This is a genomic window from Streptomyces sp. NRRL S-31 (assembly GCF_000718775.1).
Taxonomy (GTDB): domain Bacteria; phylum Actinomycetota; class Actinomycetes; order Streptomycetales; family Streptomycetaceae; genus Streptomyces.
The window spans coordinates 1-201 of sequence record NZ_JOCB01000320.1; the positions used below are offsets into that span (position 1 = coordinate 1).

Below are 201 nucleotides of genomic sequence, written 5' to 3' on the forward strand. Positions count from 1 at the left end.
CTTCTCGCCGCCCTGCCACCCGGCCGCGTACTGGCCGCGCACGGTGGCTTCGCCCAGGTCCCTGGGCAGCCGGACCGCGCCGAGCACCTTCTCCTTCTCCGCGGCCAGCGCGTCCGCGCCGAAGGAGGCGGGCTCCTCCATCGCGGTGAGGGCCATCAGCTGGAGCAGGTGGTTCTGGATGACGTCGCGGGCGGCGCCGAT

General features: G+C 74.1%; 1 pseudogene. It reads right to left on the bottom strand.

Annotation, left to right across the window (positions count from 1 at the left end):
* Nucleotides 1-201: pseudogene (locus IF37_RS40625) on the bottom strand (glucose-6-phosphate dehydrogenase); the annotation flags it as partial.